The sequence below is a fragment of the Gelidibacter gilvus genome (assembly GCF_004115975.1).
GTDB classification, from domain to species: domain Bacteria; phylum Bacteroidota; class Bacteroidia; order Flavobacteriales; family Flavobacteriaceae; genus Gelidibacter; species Gelidibacter gilvus.
The window spans coordinates 236,492-251,198 of record NZ_SDDZ01000001.1 but is presented as its reverse complement, the minus strand read 5'-3'; the positions used below and the strand labels follow the sequence as shown (position 1 = coordinate 251,198).

10 protein-coding genes and 1 tRNA gene are annotated in these 14,707 nt (G+C 36.5%); 4 read left to right on the top strand and 7 right to left on the bottom strand.

What is annotated here, in order from left to right; genetic code table 11:
- The first annotated feature begins 2 nt into the window (after positions 1-2).
- Positions 3-1,283 (top strand): MFS transporter, encoded by a 1,281-nt coding sequence (locus tag ESZ48_RS01095; RefSeq protein ID WP_129015462.1) that lies wholly within the window; start codon positions 3-5, stop codon positions 1,281-1,283.
- On the opposite strand, the gene ESZ48_RS01090 is transcribed toward ESZ48_RS01095, so the two are convergent.
- Both ESZ48_RS01090 and ESZ48_RS01085 read right to left on the bottom strand, forming a co-directional pair.
- Positions 1,280-2,032 (bottom strand): UDP-2,3-diacylglucosamine diphosphatase, encoded by a 753-nt coding sequence (locus tag ESZ48_RS01090; RefSeq protein WP_129015461.1) that lies wholly within the window; start codon positions 2,030-2,032, stop codon positions 1,280-1,282. The genes ESZ48_RS01095 and ESZ48_RS01090 overlap by 4 nt on opposite strands.
- A 284-nt stretch (positions 2,033-2,316) precedes the next feature.
- Positions 2,317-2,766 carry a 6-pyruvoyl trahydropterin synthase family protein gene (locus ESZ48_RS01085; protein WP_129015460.1) on the bottom strand — a complete coding sequence of 150 codons (450 nt, stop codon included), beginning with the start codon at positions 2,764-2,766 and terminating at the stop codon, positions 2,317-2,319.
- A 118-nt stretch (positions 2,767-2,884) separates the two neighbouring features.
- On the opposite strand from ESZ48_RS01085, the gene ESZ48_RS01080 reads away from it, so the two are divergent.
- Positions 2,885-3,526 (top strand): 2OG-Fe(II) oxygenase, encoded by a 642-nt coding sequence (locus ESZ48_RS01080; protein WP_129015459.1) that lies wholly within the window; start codon positions 2,885-2,887, stop codon positions 3,524-3,526.
- 210 nt (positions 3,527-3,736) lie between these two features.
- On the opposite strand, the gene ESZ48_RS01075 is transcribed toward ESZ48_RS01080, so the two are convergent.
- Positions 3,737-4,237, bottom strand: coding sequence for a GNAT family N-acetyltransferase (locus ESZ48_RS01075; protein WP_129015458.1), 501 nt, complete (start codon positions 4,235-4,237; stop codon positions 3,737-3,739).
- Positions 4,238-4,491: 254 nt separating this feature from the next.
- Here ESZ48_RS01075 and ESZ48_RS01070 point away from each other — a divergent pair.
- Positions 4,492-4,565: transfer RNA gene (locus tag ESZ48_RS01070), tRNA-Ala, on the top strand.
- 76 nt (positions 4,566-4,641) lie between these two features.
- On the opposite strand, the gene ESZ48_RS01065 is transcribed toward ESZ48_RS01070, so the two are convergent.
- The 4 genes from ESZ48_RS01065 to ESZ48_RS01050 all read right to left on the bottom strand — a co-directional run bounded on the left by ESZ48_RS01065 (position 4,642) and on the right by ESZ48_RS01050 (position 13,319).
- Positions 4,642-7,398, bottom strand: a complete 2,757-nt coding sequence (locus ESZ48_RS01065) for a PD-(D/E)XK nuclease family protein (protein ID WP_129015457.1) — start codon at positions 7,396-7,398, stop codon at positions 4,642-4,644.
- 66 nt (positions 7,399-7,464) lie between these two features.
- The gene (locus ESZ48_RS01060) at positions 7,465-8,826 is read right to left on the bottom strand and encodes an OmpA family protein (protein ID WP_129015456.1); all 1,362 of its coding nucleotides are present in this window, start codon (positions 8,824-8,826) and stop codon (positions 7,465-7,467) included.
- Between the two features lie 123 nt (positions 8,827-8,949).
- Positions 8,950-10,143 carry a glycine C-acetyltransferase gene (gene kbl / locus ESZ48_RS01055; RefSeq protein ID WP_129015455.1) on the bottom strand — a complete coding sequence of 398 codons (1,194 nt, stop codon included), beginning with the start codon at positions 10,141-10,143 and terminating at the stop codon, positions 8,950-8,952.
- A gap of 23 nt (positions 10,144-10,166) precedes the next feature.
- Positions 10,167-13,319, bottom strand: a complete 3,153-nt coding sequence (locus tag ESZ48_RS01050; protein ID WP_129015454.1) for a UvrD-helicase domain-containing protein — start codon at positions 13,317-13,319, stop codon at positions 10,167-10,169.
- Positions 13,320-13,530: 211 nt separating this feature from the next.
- Between ESZ48_RS01050 and ESZ48_RS01045 the strand changes: the two genes are divergently transcribed.
- Entirely contained in the window at positions 13,531-14,139 is a 609-nt protein-coding gene (locus ESZ48_RS01045) for a superoxide dismutase (RefSeq protein ID WP_129015453.1), read from the top strand.
- The last annotated feature ends 568 nt before the right edge of the window (positions 14,140-14,707 follow it).

Sequence of the window (14,707 nt, the reverse complement as noted above, 5' to 3'; positions counted from 1 at the left end):
CTATGGAACAAAAACCAATCAAAAAAGACCCCTACGCCGCACTTCGGATTAAAGAATTCAATATTTTTTTAATGGTACGCTTTGCGCTGGTTTTTGCATGGTCTATGCAGTTTATTATTATTGAATGGGAAGTATATTCCATAACTAAAGATCCATGGTCGCTTGGTTTAATTGGTCTGATGGAAATTATTCCAGCTGTAGGAATTGCGCTTTTTGCCGGACACATCGTTGATCAAAAAGAAAAAAGAGGCCTCCTTATAAAATGCATCCTGGGATTTTCAGTCATCAGTTTTGGATTGTTTTTATTGACATGGCCAAAAGTCGTAAGCACCTGGTCTACTAATGAAATTTTGTATAGTATTTACTTCTTGGTTTTTTGTGGCGGATTGGTAAGGGCTTTTATTGGACCGACTGTATTTTCATTGATTGCTTTAATTGTGCCCAAAAAACTATACCCTAATGCAGCCACATGGAGCAGTTCAACCTGGCAAATGGCTTCAGTTCTTGGACCCGCACTGGCAGGTTTTAGCATTAGTTGGATTGGTGTCCATTGGTCGATGTGCTTGATCATGGGGTTTGCATTAATGGCACTCATCAATTTACTTCGTATTTCTAAAAAACCAATTTTGAATCCTAAAATTGGCGAGCCAATTATGGACAGCCTTAAAGAAGGTATCAAATTTGTATTCAAAACCAAAGCGATATTAGGAGCTTTGACTTTAGACATGGTTGCCGTGCTTTTTGGAGGCGCCGTGGCTCTCTTGCCCATATTTGCACAGGATATTCTAAAAGTGGGATCTGAAGGCTTTGGGGTGTTAAGAGCAGCCCCTGCAGTGGGTGCGTTTTTAACCATGCTGATTACAGCCTATATTCCTATCAGTAAAAATGCGGGGATGAAACTATTGGTGGCTATTTTTGGTTTTGGGGTAAGTATCATTGTATTTGGATTGTCATCCATATTTTGGATATCTGTTGCCGCCTTATTCTTTAGCGGGGTTACTGACGGCGTTTCGATGGTCATCAGGCAAACCATTTTGCAATTAAAAACACCTGACCACATGCGCGGACGCGTGGCCTCTGTAAATTCCATGTTTGTGGGATCTTCCAATGAACTTGGTGCTTTTGAGAGCGGATTGACTGCAAAGCTAATGGGAACAGTGACCGCTGTTGTTTTTGGAGGTACAATGACCTTATTGACTGTAGTGACTACAGGAATTGTCTCTCCTTCGTTTAGAAAATTGGATTTAAGTAAAGATTTAGAAGCGCACGAAAACGAAGCTTAATAGGTCTTTAGCTCCATTTTTTCACCATCAAAAACGCCATAGGTGTAATATTGGATCCAATCTCCGAGATTAATGTAGGCCGAGTGGTCATTTAATTTAACCTCCATTGGAAGATGTCTGTGTCCAAAAACAAAATAATCGCGATGTTTCTCCTCTAATTTTCTTTTGGAATACTGAACCAACCACTCTTTGTCCTCACCTAAAAATTTGGCATCATCATCACCAGAAATTAATTTGTTTTTCACGGACATATATTGGGCAAGCTTAACCCCTAAATCCGGATGTAACCATCTAAAGCACCACTTAAAAAACGGATTGGTAAACACTTTTTTCATGCGTTTGTAGCCCTTGTCGTGAGGTCCCAAACCATCGCCATGCCCAATAAAGAATGTTTTGTCGTTAAATACAAATTCCTTTGGTTTATGAAAGACGTCAATATTCAATTCTTCCTCAAAATACCCATGCATCCATAAATCATGATTCCCCACAAAATAGTAGATAGGAATCCCAGAGTCGCTTATTTCAGCAAGTTTCCCTAAAGTTCTTGTAAATCCTTTTGGAACGACGGTTTTGTATTCAAACCAAAAATCGAACAGATCTCCAAGCAAAAAAATGACGGCAGCATCATGTTTGATTTCATCTAGCCAAGCCACAAACTTTTTTTCCCTTGGATACGATTCTTCTTTTGTAGGAGCTCCTAAATGGTTGTCAGAAGCAAAGTATATTTTTTTTCCTTTTGGAATATTCATTAAACAACTATTTAAATACCTGCGCCTGCCGGTCTTCAGTCAGGAAAGCAGGAACCCTTTAGGTTAAACGCAGTTAATATCATGATTTAAAAACGGATCGGGTTGATACCTTTCAAAAAAAAAATTTGATATGTCCCGATTGCTATCGGGATCACAGATTTTCACGGATTTCTTCGTAAAAAGTTGTGATAAAATAATTCACTATCTATTTCACAAATGCAAGTGCATAAATCATATTCTCAGAAGCACAAATTTCCTGCCTACTGCCCACTGTAGACTGAACACTAATTATCACTCGCGTACCATTCCGCAAAACTCGTGTCAGTTTCCTGAAGTTTTAAGGAATGAAGTTGAATTGTCTCTGGTAAATGTTTTTTGATTTTTTCAGCAAAATCAATCACCATCATTTCACTGGTAGGTTGATAGTCGACCAAAAGCACGCTGTGTCCTCTATCTTTTAACTCTTTTGCCAGCTCAACATGTGGTGTATTTTTATTGAACACGGTAGCATGGTCAAAGACATCAACAATTTCATCTTTTACGATGGTCTTCAAATCTGAAAAGTCAATGACCATCCCAAACTTAGCATTTGAAGCATCATTAATTGGCTTACCAATAACGGTAACTGACAATTTATAACTGTGTCCGTGCACATTTTTGCATTTGCCATCATAGCCATAAAGGGCGTGGCCGGTTTCAAAAGAAAATTGCTTTGTAATTCGAATTCTGCTCATATAGCATTAATTTACTGCAAAGATATTCAAATTGCAAAAAGGAATCTCTTTTTAGATTACATTTGACTGATTATCGCCTATATTCATTTGAACTTCACCCATTTAATTCCTGTATTTGATGAATCCTATCTTTCAAGACATTGCTTTTGTAGAGAATCCTTTATACGAAAGGATTATTGAAGATATTGTTGCCCAAAAGTATGCACTTGTTGAAGATTTTTTTAGTGCAGAAGAGGTGCATGTGCTCAGACAGTCTTTAATTGATAAGCACGCCGAGGATGCTTTTAAAAAGGCGGCCATTGGGAACAAATTGAATGCGACCGTTGTCAAATCTATTAGAGGTGATGTTATTTTATGGATTGATGAATCCCATGCCAATACCGCCGAAGGATTGTTTTTTAATAAAATTAATAATCTTGTCAACTATCTCAACAGGACTTGTTTCTTAGGTATTCTTCACAAAGAATTTCACTATGCCTTATATCCCCAAGGCACTTTTTATAAACGCCATCTTGATACCTTTCAGAATGATGATAGACGCAAGCTTTCTTTTGTGTGTTATTTGAATGAATCGGGTTGGGTGCCAGAGAATGGAGGTGAATTGGTATTGTATTTAGATGATAATGGTAAAGAAACAGAAAAGGTCATCTATCCTTTTCCTGGTCGTGTTGTTGTTTTTGAAAGTCAGCTAATCGAACACGAAGTAAAACCTGTCAAAACCGAAAGATTGAGCATCACGGGATGGTTGAAGACCAGATAATTTTACTTGTTTTTTCTTCGGTTGTAAACATAAATGACCACCAATACGATGGCTAATATTAAAAACAAGCCGTTACCACTTAAAAACTCAAGGATTTCCATATATTTTTTTTGAAATTGATAAGGTCAAAGTTAAACGTTTTGTTCTGTAGGCAAAACGAGTTGTCTTAATATTTTGATCAATCTGATGTTTTTTGCTCTTGCGTTAAATTTACAACAGATGCTCATAACAATAAAATGGATGATCACTTTGCTTAGGGAAATAAATGGAACCTAACCGCTTGTAATCACGACGTTCGTAGAATGTTTGGTTTCTAGGATTTTGAGAAAAAGTATCCAATCTTATTGAGCTGTAGCCATTGTCTCTCCCGAAGTTTTCGGCAAAATGCATCAGTTTTTGTGCAAAACCACGTCCCTGATAGTCGGGATGCACCGCTAATCGGTGGATATAAAGATTTTTGTCATTTGGAGTCAGCCATGCTATAGCCTGGTATTCATCGTCCATAAAAGATGAAATCACGATAGTTCCAACAATTGCATGGTCACTTATCATTACATATAGCTCATCTCTAGCAATATCTTTTTCAAATGCTGCGGCATTTGGGTAATGCTCATTCCACTGGTAAATTCCTTTGCTTATCATGGACTTGGCACAGGCTTTAGTCAAAAATAAAATAGATTCAATATCTGACGAAGTAGCTTTCCTAATCATTTTTTTGGTAAATTTAGTGTTTAAATAAGATATAAAAGGTGTTTTAAATCCGCTGGAGTCATCAAAAATAAAGAAGTTTTATTGAAATGTTCTGGTGTTTTTCAAAGGAATAAATCGAAATTACAGTGCGATAAAAATATAGTATCAAAAAAGTAGTTAGAAAAGAAAAAAATATTTTAAGTTTGCGGCTTAGTCAAAGAAGCCTAGTTATATTTTAAATCTTCCGCAGGTAGGAAGTGGCGTAAAAATAATTTGGGGATGTAGCTCAGTTGGCTAGAGCGCTTGGCTGGCAGTCAAGAGGTCGTCGGTTCGAGCCCGTCCTTCTCCACAGAAAAAGCAATGCGAAAGCGTTGCTTTTTTGTTTCCATCCTTTTTTGAAAACTCCTTAATTTCTAAAGTTTCTATTAATTGACGTCTTTTTCAATGAAATCGATTTCAGGATTGCAAATTTCTAAGATCAGTTTTTTAAGTTCTTCATAAAAATAACCCAAGGTTTCTGAGGTAATACTTTGGTCTTTATCTCTACTTCTTGAGGATGGCTTTTGTCCGAACTTTAAAAAGTATTCGCCCTGAAGATTCTTAAAGGAAATTACACCTGCTTCAATTGGTTGAGAAATACGCTCGGTTTCATTGAGCATATAGGCATAGGCCAAAACCTGAAAGCTTTTGCTGTATTTATTATAATCTAAGGTAATATCTTCCCAGTCCACAATCTCTACTTGCCCAGGGTTGACTTTTCCTGTTTTATAATCTATAATCCTGAGTGTTCCATCAAATTCGTCAATCCTGTCCACACTGCCCTTCAAACGGACTTCAAAATTCAATTCTGGGATGTTGACGGGAATGTCAAGTTCCTTTTCTAAATCTATGATCTTAATTTGATGCCCCGCTTTTAGAGTTTCGATTTCTTTATTGATGAAATTTGAGATATAACGTTTGGCGACTTCAAGAATAATAAGATTTTTTCCTTTGGTCATATCGCCTTCCTTAAAAAATGATTTGAAGTGATGCGTTACGCTGACATTAATTAAAGTTTTCATTTGCTTCAAGTGTGCCTCAGTCAACATTTGCCCTTTATGAGGCATATAAAAATCTTCTAATGTCTGATGAATGACACTTCCTAAGGTATTGGCCGCTACAGTTTCTTCAACATCTTCAAAACTCTGAATTTTTAAAACCTTCTGATAGTAGAAATCTAAAGGATTTCTGATGTAATTTGTTAACGATGATGGTGAAAACCCGAAGCTGGCTATCTGTTGCAAGCGTGTCATAACACCCTCTGTTTTTTTAATGACTTTAAACTGCTTTTGCGCAACTTCCACTTTTGGAACGACAATACTATGTTTTAAATTGTGGATGTTTTCAATTTGGAGCTGTGTTATAAATCGGCTCTTTTCACCACCATTTAAAACATCAGGTTCTGTATTGTAGATGATGTATACATTTTTTGCCCGTTGTAAAAGTCTATAAAAGTGATAGGTGTAGACCGCGTCTTTTTCTTTATAGGTGGGAAGGCCGTTTTCAAGCTTCACGTCAAAAGGAATAAAAGAATTGGTGCTTTTTCCTGCCGGAAGAATGCCTTCATTAACAGAGGATATGATAACCGTTTCAAAGTCCAATACTCGAGACTCTAACATACCCATAATTTGAAGCCCTTGTAAAGGTTCGCCTTTAAAATCTAACGTTTCACTACTCAAAAGTTCCTTGTAAAGATAATAGAGTGTCGTACTATTGCTGATGAGGCTATATTTTGTGTTATAGCGTTGGAGCTCATTAAATATTTGATTAAATCTATAAAGATATTCGAGTGCTAAAAGGTTTTTTGATTTTTCTAAATCGAGTTCTGCTTTTAGCATTAGGATGAGACGTGAGCAGTTGTTAAATGCTTTTTCAGAACTATTGCTCCAGGATTGGAATAGAAGTCTTACAACCTCTTGTTTTTCTTCTGAAAGCGCTAACAGCTTCTCCACTGATATCGTCACAATATTGTTACTCTGAATATAATTTATGATGTGATTGCTGTAATTAATGTCCTCATGAGTTAATACAGACTGTATAAACGAGTGTGATAAAACAGCAACGACGTCTTTATAATAAAGCGTGTTATTGTGATTTTTCTGAATCTTGAATACCAAATCGAATAATGACGCTAACGGTACCGATTTGAGTGGAAGACCCATAGTGATATTAATGGCTTCTACTTTTTCTGGAATGGAGTTGAGTAAAGGCATTAGCAAAGTTTCGTCACCTAAAACAACTGCGGTTTTTTTTAGATCATCCTTGGTTAAGGTGTCCAGTAATTCGCCAATATATTTTACTTGACCAATATTTTTCGGAACGGCAATAGTATGAATGTTTTTATCTGAGCGATAATTATTACCTATCCAGGATATTTCACTTTTTTTGAAATATGGCCAATTCTTGAGATGTTGTCTGATGAATAAACCGGCATCGTGTATCGGGTTGTCAACAAATGTTTCGTCAATATCCCAATAGATATATGCCAGTTGTTGTTGCAATAATTCCTGGATAATGCGTTCTTCGGCTTTGTTAAGGGCATTGAAGCCAATGAAAATATGTTTTTTCTCAGGATTGGAAGCCATGTAGGATTCAATGCCATTTACTGCTTCCCTGTAGACCAATCCTTGATATCCTTTTTTATTTAGGATCAGTTCTTCCTTTAGCTTGCCATAGTAGATTTTAAGTCGGTTCCAGAATGCTAGATAATTTTTGATATAAGGCGTTTGCTGCTCTGATAAAGACCAATGATTAATTTCCTTAATGGAAGTTAAATAATCAAAAATATGCTCTGGATCTATGAGGTACCGGTCAATTTCGTTAAAATCCTGAAGCAGGAGTTGGCCCCATTTGGAAAACTGATCAAAGCTTTCTTGTTGCAGCTCTGGAGTGAGCTTTTTGTATACGTGGTAAAATTCAAAAAGAAGTTCTGTATTGCTGGCATAACTGAGGTCAGAAAGACTTTCCACAAATTCCTCAATGGATAAAATTTCGGGTGCAAAGATGGTTTTATCAATAGCATGAGATAGGATATCCTTTAAAAAGGTACCAGCTCTTTTACTTGGCAATACAAAAGTGAGTTGTGAAATATCCAACCCCTTCTCTTGTATATCGTCTATAACTTCTTTTAAAAAACTCCTCATTGTATAAAAATAAAAAACGCCCCGAATATCGGAGCGTTTTTTTGAAATATTTATAGTTTTTAAAACTTAGTTTGTAAGTTTTACTTCTACACGTCTGTTGTTAGTTCTACCAGCAGCAGTTTTGTTAGAATCAATTGGATTGTCTTCACCAAAACCTTTTGCAGTTAAACGATCTTTGTCAATGCCGTTAGCAATTAACCAGTCTTTTACTGCATTAGCTCTTCTTTCTGACAATAATTGGTTAGATCTTTCTGATCCTACACTGTCAGTATATCCTTCAAGAGCAAAAGTAGCTTCTGGGAATTCTTTGAAGATAGCGTTCATAGCCTCTAAAGTTTGGTGAGATTCTTTCTTGAATGTTGCTTTACCAGTATCAAATAGGATAGTTCTAGCATAGTCATTCAATTGTTTCATCTTTTCAGCACTTGGCTTAACTTCTGGACAACCAAAGTTTGCAACAGTACCAGGAACGTCTGGACATTTGTCATCTTTGTCTAATACACCGTCTCCGTCTCTATCTGGCCAAGGACATCCTTTGTTAGCGGCAGGACCAGCTACATTAGGACACTCATCAATATGATCAGCAACACCGTCACCATCAGCATCTGGACAACCTTTCAATGCTTTCAATCCAGGAACAGTAGGACAATCATCTAAATGATCTGGAACACCATCACCATCAGTATCAGGACAACCGTTAAATTCAGCTAAACCTGGCTCATTAGGACAATCATCTTTTGAGTCTTCGATACCATCGCCATCAGTGTCAGGACAACCGTTGAATTCTGGTAAACCAGGAACGTCTGGACAAGCATCATCTTTGTCGTAGATACCATCTCCATCAGTGTCTTTTCCACCAAATTTAAGCGCTAAACCAACAGTGTGTTGGAAATGTGTAGCTAAGTAGTCTTCGAACGCATGTTTGTAAGCAGATTGAACTGTAATACCAATATTGTCAGAAAACCATACGTTGAAACCGAGGGTTCCATTAACAGTACCCGCTCCAATGTCATCAACCCAAGTGTAACCACCACCTACTCCTAGGTATGGCTCAAAAACTTTTGAGTTGAATAGGTGACCAAAGCTATATTTAACTGTACCATCTAAAGCATAGTAAGATAAATCATCAGCTGGTGCATCACCAATTTTACTGATTTCATTGATAGTACCAGCTACAGTTAACGAGAAACCGTCTGATAAATATCTAGAAACAGAAATTGAAGATAATGAAGGCAAGACGTTGTAATGGTCTCCAAAATTGAAGTACTCATCAAAGATTCCTCCCTGTCCGTCTTCACCCGTTGGGTAAAAGTCAACTGCGTTTACGCCAACCCCAATTGCCCAAGGGTTGTTTTCGTCTTGTGCGTTGGCGTTGCTAAAGCTAAATAGAAGCAACATAGCGAAAAATAATCTGCTAAGATTTTTCATATTCTAAAAATTTAATTTTTAAGTGTTAATTATGAGCAAAAGTAAGAGGTTAAACTTTATTAACAAAGATAAATGTCCAAAATATTGACTCATATCGTCAAAATAGTGACTATTTGAGTGTTTTTAGATAATTTCAAGGGATTTTCCAACTTTAATGAAAGCAGCAATGGCTTTATCCAAATGCTCTTTGGTGTGGGCCGCCGATAATTGCACCCTAATTCTGGCTTTATCCTTAGGTACAACTGGAAAAAAGAACCCTATGACATAGATGCCTTCCTTAAGAAGCATTTCTGCCATGGTTTGAGATAATTTCGCGTCGTAAAGCATTACTGGAACTATTGCCGAATCACCGTTTATAATATCAAATCCTGCATTTAACATAGCGTCTTTAAAATATTTGGTGTTTTTTGTCAATTGATCTTTTAAAGTCGTGTCATTGGCAAGCATTTCAAATACTTTTATAGAAGCGCCAACAATTGCTGGGGCAAGCGAATTTGAAAATAGATAAGGTCTTGAGCGTTGACGAAGCATCTCTATGATTTCTTTTTTACCTGTAGTATAACCGCCCATGGCACCGCCCATAGCTTTTCCTAAAGTTCCGGTGATAATGTCTATTCTGTCCATAACACCTTTTTCTTCTAAGGTACCACGTCCTGTTTCGCCAATAAACCCAGTGGCATGACATTCGTCAATCATGACCATGGCATCATATTTATCAGCTAAATCACAAATCTTATCCAAAGGAGCTACCAATCCATCCATAGAAAAGACACCGTCAGTTACAATAATCTTAAAACGTGCACCATTCTCGTTAGCCGCAATAAGTTGTTTTTCGAGATCTTCCATGTCGTTGTTTTGATAACGGTAACGTGCCGCCTTACATAATCGAACACCATCAATAATGGACGCATGATTCAAGGAGTCAGATATAATCGCATCTTCAGCGTCCAACAATGGTTCAAATACGCCACCATTGGCATCAAAGGCCGCAGCATATAAGATGGTGTCTTCTGTACCATAATATTCAGCAATTTTTTGCTCCAATGTTTTATGGATGTCTTGAGTGCCACAAATAAACCGCACTGAAGACATACCAAATCCATGGCTGTCCAAAGTGTCTTTGGCTGCTTGAACCACATCTGGATGCGAGGATAGACCTAAATAATTATTGGCACAAAAATTTAGAACAGTTTGACCCGTATCCAAGGTTATTTCTGCGCCTTGTGGAGAAGTGATAATACGTTCTTCTTTATAAAGCCCAGCTTCCTTAATATTTTCAAGTTCTTTTTGTAAGTGTTGTTGTATTTTGCCGTACATAATAATTTGAATTTATTGCAAAGTTAAAATTCTTTTACTTGAATGTCCTCATTTATGTAAACAAGTATTTTTTTCACGACTTTAAACCCCATTTCTTCTAGAATAACTTGATATTCCATAAGTTGATTTTGATGTGTGGGCCGCTCAGCACCTGTTTTGTAATCCATAATAACGGCCTCAAGATTGGTGTTGACCACAATGCGATCAGGTCTTAAAATAAGGCCTCCCGAAGTGAGAATATCTCTTTCATTATAAACTGTATGTTCCGGTAAGAAGAAAGCTTTTAATTGTTCATGATGGACGATGTGCTGGATAATTGGTTTTAGTTCTGAGCTTTGGTGGGGATTGAGATCGCCTTTGCTCTCAAATTCGTCAAAAACAAAATCAATATCGTTTACTGTATTAATCTTGGACATGAGCAAATGCACTAAATTTCCTTTTTCAATAGCGGCTTCTTGCTCTGTATCCCATAAATAACCAGCATTGGTGACAATACGCAGATCATGGTTTTCTTTTGCTACAGAAATGAAGCGCTCCTGGACCGTAGATTTCTCTACTTTTTTCGCCGTAAGAACCCGATTTGGCTGCCCAAATGTATAGGTCTTTTCTGAGTCATTCCACAATCCTTCCGATTTAAGGTAACTGATAAATAATTCTGAATACAGAGTTATCTTGTCTTTATTGCTTTTATCGGCAACGTATTCTGAGACAATATAGAGCTGTTCCACCGCCCGAGTGAGGACAACGTACAATAAATTCATGCTGTCCAATTCCAATTGTGCCTTATAATCGGCATACATGGTTTGTCCTAATTCTCCAAGATCTTCCAAATCTTTGTTGACATTGATGAATACATGTGAAAAACCATTAAACGCCTCCGGGTTGACCGGGAACCATAGTTTAGGTGACATATCAAAATAAATATCCTGATTGGCATAAGGGAAAATTACGACGGGAAATTCCAAACCCTTAGATTTATGGATGGTCATAATTTGCACCGCGTTGTTGCCTTGTGGAGAGGTGATGGAGAGTTTTTCCTTTCTGATATCCCAATGAGAGGTAAAATTAGAAAAACCGGCATTGTATTTCTGCGAATAATCCAAAACTTCATCTAAAAAAAACTGAATATAGGCGTTGGAAGTTTTATTTAAATTGAATTGCCTGACCACACTTTCTACAGCTTCATAAAAGGGGAGCTGTAAAAATTGATTAAAATCGAAAAACAGATCGTATTGACTCAGTGCCTTGAACATCTCAAAAGCATCTAAATGAACCAGACTTTGAAAAAACTTGTGGATATCTTCCAATTGGATGTGATGTTCAGCCAAATAACTCAAGGTCTCAATTTTCAACATCTCGTTATATGGCTGAGATGCCAATGCAATGATACTGGTCAGAAATTGTACTTCTGGCGAATTTTTAAGCAGTAAAGATTCTGATGAAATAATAGGAACACCTTCCACACTCAAATATTCAGCAAGTGCGATCCCTTCTTTTGATTTTCGTGCAATAATGCAAATATCCCTTAACTCAAAGTTGTTTTCTTGAGCTTTTTGGATGGCTTCCAATACTTTTTGACCGTAAGTCTCGTCTTTATCCTCCGTTTCAAATTCCAAAAACGAAAGCTCAATAAAACCTTCACCTTTCAAATGAAGATGTTGGTTACTGGCTTCATAGATTTCACGATGTGATAGGTCGGAAAAAGCAAAAGTGGAAATATGTTTGAAAAAATTATTGTTGAAATTTATAATGGTTTCTAAACTTCTATAATTTGTCGGTAAATTTTCAATATGCTGTTGGATATGAAAAGGTTGCGCTCGTTTGGTATATAAATCTATAAATTGCTCGGCTTTCCCCCCTCGCCATCTATAAATAGCCTGTTTGGCATCGCCCACCAACATTGCAGAACCTGTTTCTCCTTTTAAATTTTGACTTGAGATGGCATTATCGATTAATGGAATGAGGTTTTCCCATTGTTTTTCGGAAGTATCCTGAAACTCATCAATAAAATAATGCCTATATTTTTCACCAATACGCTCGTATATAAATGGCGCAGGCTGCGACTTTATTTCAGTGCTGATAAGGGAATTGAATTCTGAGATGAGCACCAAATCTTCGTCAGCCTTTATGTCTTGAAGACTTTTGTAAATCGCATTTAAAACAGATAAAGGCGTAATATTCTTGAGAACATTTTTCAGAAACTTAAAATGAATAATATGTTGCTTGCTCTGTTCAAAAAACGAAGAAATAGCTGGTTGAAGCGCATCGATGGTGCCCATTTTATAGGCATCCACACGTTTTGGGTAAAGTGGGTTTCCTTCCAATAAATCCGTTTGCCATTTTAACTGATTGAGATTGACATCAAAGTTGCCCTCAGCCAATTTTAAAAAGTGTTTCGGTAAATAGCCGCCTGAAAAATCATTAAACAGTAAGTCGTTTTGCTCAATGAGATCTAAAGTCGCTTGTCCTTTTTGGCTAATATCTGTTTCTAATAGGGTAATTTGATTTAGAAGCTGTGTTTTAAGTCCTTTAAAATCATCAATAGATTTTTCCTTTAAAGATTCAAAATACGGAATATCATTTTCATTGATGAGCAATTGAGCAATTTGATTAAAATCGAAAGAAACATCCCAACTTTTATCATCATCGGCTTTTTCGATGGCAAAATCAACGAGTATTTTTGTGAGTTCTTTTTCAGTCCCAGCTTTATCAATCAGTTGATCGACAGCTTTTGAAAGGATCGTTTTTGTATCCAATTCTACCTCAAAATTAAGAGGCAGTTTTAAGTCGTGGGCAAATGTTCTTATCAGTCGGTGGTTGAACTTGTCAATTGTCGAAATATCAAATGCCGCGTAATTATGAGCAATGGTATTTAGGATTACTTTTGATTTATCATGAAGTGTTTTGGGGTCAAGATTGAGTTCTTCAGATAATATCCCGAACATTGGTATTGGATTTTCTAAAATATGAGGATCTGAAAATGCGATAAGCATTTCTACCACCCGTTCTTTCATTTCAGCAACCGCTTTATTGGTAAACGTTAAAGCCAAAATATTTTTAAATGCGTTTTGATGACTGGAAGTGAACAGTATTTTTAAATACACTTTTACCAATGTGAAGGTTTTCCCACTACCTGCTGACGCATTATAAATTAGAAAAGGATGTTTGACTTCCATTATTTAGATTTTTTATACAAGATAAAAACTATCTCTGATTTCTATGAGGAAATTTGAGGTTTTCAACGATCTAGACCATTTCAAACTGACTAATGTGCCAACGTTAAACTTTTCTTAACACTTAAACACGAAGCGTTTAATATTTTTTAATGCACGGTTTTATGTGTAAATTTGGGTTGAATAAATATTAACACTTAAAATCAAATACATTATGGCTTTCGAATTACCGAAATTAAAATATGCTTATGATGCTTTAGAGCCTCATATTGATGCAAAAACAATGGAAATCCATTACTCAAAACACCATCAGGGGTATACCAATAATTTAAATGCTGCTATTGAAGGCAGTGATTTGGCAGGAAAAACTATTGAAAATATCTTGATCAACCTAGATATGGACAAAAAAGCTATTAGAAATAATGGTGGCGGTTTTTACAACCATTCCCTATTTTGGGAAATAATGAATCCGGAAGGGAAAGGAAGTTTGTCCGGAGAGCTAAAGGACGCTATTGAAGCAGCATACGATTCAGTAGATGCTTTTAAAGATGAGTTCAGTAAAGCAGCTGCAACTCAGTTTGGTTCAGGATGGGCTTGGTTGTGTGTACACAAAGGCGGAAAAGTAGAAGTTTGCTCAACACCAAACCAAGATAATCCGTTAATGCCAGGAGTTGGTTGCGGTGGAACACCAATTTTAGGATTGGATGTTTGGGAGCATGCATACTACTTGAAATATCAAAACAGAAGACCTGATTATATCAATGCATTTTTTAATGTGATCAATTGGAATGAGGTTGAAAGACGTTACGCGGAAGCGAAATAACATTTCGATTATCCAGTAAGGTTATATACACTAACCTGCAAGGTTTTTTAAAATCTTGTAGGTTTTTTAAAATTAGTATTAGAGCACTACAAGCGAATCTGAAAAGGTTCGCTTTTTTTTATGTGAGAGTGAGATTTTGGACGAATTTTACAATGGCGTTCCATTTTCGTGTCATTTGTGTTTTGCAGATGTACAAGGGCGAAATTTTAATTTTGAGATGTTTCCGATAGCTAGAAATCAGGGGAATCAAATTTAGGTCTTAAAAAAGAGATACCTTCCTTCGCAGGTATATATGAAAAAAGGTGGACGAGTGTCCACCTTTTTTGCCCCAAATCTACCATAAACTTAACCTACTTATGTTATGGTGGAGCAAATATAGGTGGACTAAAATGTAATAGTTCAATTTAATAGATAAACTACGAATAAATTAGGCTGAATGATGTTATTTGTCAAATAATTGTAGAATGAGAAGGTTATAAGTGAATGTTTTAGTGGGAGATTCTATAGGCTTAAAAATCAATATTATATGGAACAGAAAAAAGGGCATAAAAAAAGGTAAACAGAAGTT

Bases quoted from the DNA above. Each gene is read 5' to 3' on its own strand.
- ESZ48_RS01095 (WP_129015462.1), top strand. From the start codon at position 3: ATGGAACAAAAACCAATCAAAAAAGACCCCTACGCCGCACTTCGGATT.
- ESZ48_RS01090 (WP_129015461.1), bottom strand. From the start codon at position 2,032: ATGAATATTCCAAAAGGAAAAAAAATATACTTTGCTTCTGACAACCAT.
- ESZ48_RS01085 (WP_129015460.1), bottom strand. From the start codon at position 2,766: ATGAGCAGAATTCGAATTACAAAGCAATTTTCTTTTGAAACCGGCCAC.
- ESZ48_RS01080 (WP_129015459.1), top strand. From the start codon at position 2,885: ATGAATCCTATCTTTCAAGACATTGCTTTTGTAGAGAATCCTTTATAC.
- ESZ48_RS01075 (WP_129015458.1), bottom strand. From the start codon at position 4,237: ATGATTAGGAAAGCTACTTCGTCAGATATTGAATCTATTTTATTTTTG.
- ESZ48_RS01065 (WP_129015457.1), bottom strand. From the start codon at position 7,398: ATGAGGAGTTTTTTAAAAGAAGTTATAGACGATATACAAGAGAAGGGG.
- ESZ48_RS01060 (WP_129015456.1), bottom strand. From the start codon at position 8,826: ATGAAAAATCTTAGCAGATTATTTTTCGCTATGTTGCTTCTATTTAGC.
- kbl (WP_129015455.1), bottom strand. From the start codon at position 10,143: ATGTACGGCAAAATACAACAACACTTACAAAAAGAACTTGAAAATATT.
- ESZ48_RS01050 (WP_129015454.1), bottom strand. From the start codon at position 13,319: ATGGAAGTCAAACATCCTTTTCTAATTTATAATGCGTCAGCAGGTAGT.
- ESZ48_RS01045 (WP_129015453.1), top strand. From the start codon at position 13,531: ATGGCTTTCGAATTACCGAAATTAAAATATGCTTATGATGCTTTAGAG.